The sequence below is a fragment of the Companilactobacillus halodurans genome (assembly GCF_009600995.1).
GTDB classification, from domain to species: Bacteria; Bacillota; Bacilli; order Lactobacillales; family Lactobacillaceae; genus Companilactobacillus; species Companilactobacillus halodurans.
The window spans coordinates 1-4,361 of record NZ_VDFO01000071.1 but is presented as its reverse complement, the minus strand read 5'-3'; the positions used below and the strand labels follow the sequence as shown (position 1 = coordinate 4,361).

Below are 4,361 nucleotides of genomic sequence, written 5' to 3'. Positions count from 1 at the left end.
GAATGGTAAAGATCCATAATTGAGGCCTGAAATTCGGCTGAAAATTTTTGAGTCATAGATAAGTTCTCCTTATTAATTTCACAATTTTAACATAGAGACCGTGTCCGGAATATCAGACTAACACCAGTATAACCGTATTTGGAACGGTATATATATCATTGGCTACCTCTGTTATTGTCATATGAATTACGTCTTTAGAATTACGTTTTATATAGTTTGCCAATTCATTTTCCGTATCAGAAAGCTCATATTGTTTATTCATCAAACGAGTTTGATAATCCATTATCCCACCTCATAATAATTTCTATATATATTGAGTTTACTCAGTAATAGATATAATTCATTTTTAATTTTTAACAGTAAATTGTAAATGAAAAGTAATTATTACTATTTACTAACCATATTATCAGCTTTTTGATCCTTTCATATCAACCATTATTCTATGCATAGACTCCATTATAATTAAGAAATTATGGACTTTGCTATATTGCTTATTATAGTTTTTAAAATGATCGTCAACACGTAATCCAGAAAAGTAATAATAAGTTTGTTGCAACTAATTTTAGAATAAATGAATGATGTAATATCCTTGACCAAGAAACAGTGGATAATAGGATAATCCGCCAAATTTCCACGACTATCTTCTATGGTTCCATAATATGAATTAATGAGGACGCATCTTGGAATAAATTTAGTAAAAGTCACGCAATTTCATAAAATAGTACACTTGACATTCCACTTCAATTGCGTGGCTAATATAGGTATGTTGTTGTTCTTAAAGTACTATATTTCAAAATTTCTATATATTAGAATAGAATATTTTCGATGAATGAAAACAACTAGAAAACATTTTATCAACACTTCAATAAATTATATTTACTTTGAAAGAATAAATTTCAAATGATTGTAAAAGTACTTATTAACTCATTTATTGTTCTCACATTATTATCAATCTGGAGAGAATGAGTTGACCTAAAGATTAAATATGACTCCCTTATCAACAATATTCAAACTAAATTTAAACGATGATTTCACAAGGACTTTAGAAATTAAATAATTAACAGTTCATTAATAATATACTTGAAAAAGGATCTGGTAGTGGTTGCACACCTTTATTTTGATGTTGAATTATTCCATTAAAAATTTGTGATTTAGACGTATCCCTTACACTTTACGATTTGCTATCAATTGATTCACATGTAGTGACTTTATTACTCAACACTCTTGGGAATACCAAAAACTGATTAGCACACCCTCATCAACAATTTAATATAGCTCTTAATCGTTAATTATATAGGCTGACTATTTTTTGATCTATATCAGAACTATTATTTCTCATCGTTTGCTCACTAATCATATATTTTCCATAAAAGGCAAAGCCAAACTATCCATAGCAACATTAAATACTGTTCAAATATTGCTCCCATAAGTTAAGTAGATTCTGTTTCTAAATATTTAGACTGTTCTTTTACTTCTATTTCAAACTTATTCTTCAAATAAATTGCCATTCAATTCATATTTTTTCAGAGACAATATTATGCACCTATGATTGCCTTTGGTTTTACTAATTTATCATCCTCAGACAGCCAGATTTTGTTCTGTTCTCTATAATTGTCACATCGGTTCCACCTCAAGATGTACATCTTTGCTTTTAACTATTTATTTTGACTACTATGAATAACAATCAAATTAACGTCCCTGACTGATACAAAAAAGCTTAACCACTTTCTCAGTGATTAAGCATAAAACCTAACATAAAATTATTATTCACTTTCATTATATATCCTTGCTAAGGCGAATACATTTATTACAAAAGCTCAAACTATCAAAAATGATTTCAAATATTTTTGTCTATTGTACTTATAAAGATTATGCTGACAAGATACCAAAATAAGCACAAACAATTGAGAACGCAATAATTAAAATTAGAATTGTTGTCGTCTTTATTTTCTTATTCAAAAGCCAATATATCACTCCTGTGATCATTGCAGGCAATAATTTTGGCATAATTGAATCTAAAATTGACTGAACTTTTGTTATTGCACTACCAGTACCAAAAGTTAATGGTGTTTTCATAACTACCATCGTTGCAACCATTGACCCGATAGTCATTAACCCTAAAATACCAGTTAATTTTGTGACTTTATCCATCAATCCAGACTCAGAAATTTTATCTAGGAAAGATGTTCCCATTTTATAACCTTGCATCATACCAATATATCTTACGGCAAAGGCAGGGACATTATAAAGGATGAGAAACAAAATAGCACCAAGAATACTGCCTTTCATTGCAAGAGAAGCGCCAATACCGGCAGCAATAACTCTTAATGTTCCTAAAAACAAGGAATCTCCAATGCCTGATAAGGGACCCATCAAACTAGCTTTAATATTATTGATAGACGTTGCATCAAATTCTTTTCCATCTTCAGCATTCTTCTTTTCCATCGCTGTTACGATACCTAAAACAAGTGTTGAGAAGTATACAGTAATGTTAAAAAATTCCATATGTCTTTTCAAGGCAGCCGCCCTATCTTCTCTAGTTTTATACAATTTTTTAATAATTGGTGACATGGAATAAGCAAATCCCATATGATCTTGACGAACATAGTTCCAGGATATTTCAAATGGCAAGGATTTCCAGAATACCTTTCTTAAATCTTTTTTGGTTATTTCTGTATCAACCTTTTGTTTAGAAGTCGTCATCAGAGTCACCTCCACTATTTTCTGTTCTTGTTGTAACCCCTTTGTTAACATACAGCAAAATTGCAATAATACCGACAGCCAGCAATGCTACACCAACAACAGGTAATTTTAGATAGGCTGTAAGTACGAACCCAACAATTAAATAACCAATAATTTCTTTATTTACAATCATTCTTAGTAGAATCGCAAATCCAAGTGCAGGCAAAATTCCGGCCGAAATACTCAACCCCGTTTGGATAAATTTTGGAATCATATTTAATACTTGCTGCATTATTCCTCCACCAAGCTGGAAGGAAACAGTAACCAAAATAGCTAGAGGTAAATACATACCAAAAACACCACCAAACCAGTGCATCCTATTTACACCTTCAATATCACCCTTCGCATCGTATTTATCAGCCCGTTTAGCAAAAATAGGATCAATGGCGATAAACAATAGATTACGAAGTAGCATAACTAACATAGCAATTGGTAAGCCCAATGCTACGGCCATACCCGCATCTTTATGCCCGATAATGGCAAATGCCGTACCTAAAATACCACCTGAAACAACTTCTGGGGGTAAAGCTGCACCAATACCTACAGCTCCCATCATGGCTAATTCCATAGTTGCACCGATTATTACTCCTTGTTCCAAATTACCCAAGGCCAATCCTACTAATGGTCCTAAAACCAATGGTCTGGTTTGCATTGATTTACCAGTAAAGTAATCACTGTAACCAAAACACGCAATTAGAAATATCAAAAAAGTTTTCATTTTCACAGTTCCCCTTCAAATAACATTTATTAAAGTATATTTAACATTTATTAAAGTATATTTTTGATTAATACTTTATGATCATCAGGGACAGCTCTAATTTCTACTTCAATACCATTGTTTACCATGACTTTCAGTTTTTCTTCTTCAGAACCAGTAATATTGATATTTTTTGAAATATTTTTTGTTCCTTCTCTTGTTGTAGTTAGACCGAGATTTACTGATTTAATTTGGTTACACCCCTGAACTAATTTATATACATCATCGATACTATCTACGACAACAAACAATCTATATTTATCTGTTACACCACTATTGATAGCTTTGATTGAGTCTTCAATATTCTTTATTACAAGTTTTACTCCTTGGGGTTTAGCTAATCTCATTGCAGATTTTCTTACGGAATCTGTTGCTACTTTATCATTCGCAATAAGAATACAATTTGCACCTAACCCTGAAGTCCAGGAAACTGCCACCTGTCCGTGTAATAATCTATAGTCAACTCTAGTTGCTAATATCATAATTTTTCCTCCTTTAAAAGTCGTCTGAATCTTCTTCTACATCACCCTCCAATACTTTGGAATCATTAATAATCATTTTTGTGGATGATTCAATTGCATGTGAAATGATCTCGGGTACAGATTCATTTGAATCAATCGTTGTAATCAAACTAAGTAATAACCCTAAATTCATTCCAGATACTAGATATATATTGTCCTGCTTGTTCTTTGAAAGGTAATCAATAAACTCATTATTAACACTTCCACCAAAAACGGTAGCGTCCAGAATCTTGTGTAAATGAAATGTCTTCGTACATATAATATGTATCTAACTTAAATAAATGATGCTTCCAAGGTGTCCTGGAGTCCTTTGAACCCTCGGTGGATCCGCTTCAGAGACT

The 4,361-nt window shown here is 31.9% G+C and carries 5 protein-coding genes; all 5 read right to left on the bottom strand.

Annotation, left to right across the window (positions count from 1 at the left end; all coding sequences use genetic code 11):
• Window positions 1-112: 112 nt before the first annotated feature.
• Complete coding sequence (locus FHL05_RS12180) at window positions 113-283, bottom strand: hypothetical protein (protein WP_153522837.1); 171 nt, start codon at window positions 281-283, stop codon at window positions 113-115.
• A 1,586-nt stretch (window positions 284-1,869) separates the two neighbouring features.
• Complete coding sequence (locus FHL05_RS12175) at window positions 1,870-2,703, bottom strand: PTS system mannose/fructose/sorbose family transporter subunit IID (protein ID WP_153385713.1); 834 nt, start codon at window positions 2,701-2,703, stop codon at window positions 1,870-1,872.
• On the bottom strand, window positions 2,690-3,460 hold the full coding sequence (locus FHL05_RS12170) for a PTS mannose/fructose/sorbose/N-acetylgalactosamine transporter subunit IIC (RefSeq protein ID WP_153385712.1): 771 nt from the start codon (window positions 3,458-3,460) through the stop codon (window positions 2,690-2,692). The genes FHL05_RS12175 and FHL05_RS12170 overlap by 14 nt, the downstream gene beginning before the upstream one ends.
• A gap of 50 nt (window positions 3,461-3,510) precedes the next feature.
• On the bottom strand, window positions 3,511-3,981 hold the full coding sequence (locus FHL05_RS12165) for a PTS sugar transporter subunit IIB (RefSeq protein ID WP_153522835.1): 471 nt from the start codon (window positions 3,979-3,981) through the stop codon (window positions 3,511-3,513).
• A gap of 13 nt (window positions 3,982-3,994) precedes the next feature.
• Window positions 3,995-4,129, bottom strand: a complete 135-nt coding sequence (locus tag FHL05_RS12750; protein ID WP_274596051.1) for a hypothetical protein — start codon at window positions 4,127-4,129, stop codon at window positions 3,995-3,997.
• Window positions 4,130-4,361: the final 232 nt, after the last annotated feature.

Coding starts and splice junctions, on each gene's coding strand:
- FHL05_RS12180 (WP_153522837.1), bottom strand. CDS start 283: ATGGATTATCAAACTCGTTTGATGAATAAACAATATGAGCTTTCTGAT.
- FHL05_RS12175 (WP_153385713.1), bottom strand. CDS start 2,703: ATGACGACTTCTAAACAAAAGGTTGATACAGAAATAACCAAAAAAGAT.
- FHL05_RS12170 (WP_153385712.1), bottom strand. CDS start 3,460: ATGAAAACTTTTTTGATATTTCTAATTGCGTGTTTTGGTTACAGTGAT.
- FHL05_RS12165 (WP_153522835.1), bottom strand. CDS start 3,981: ATGATATTAGCAACTAGAGTTGACTATAGATTATTACACGGACAGGTG.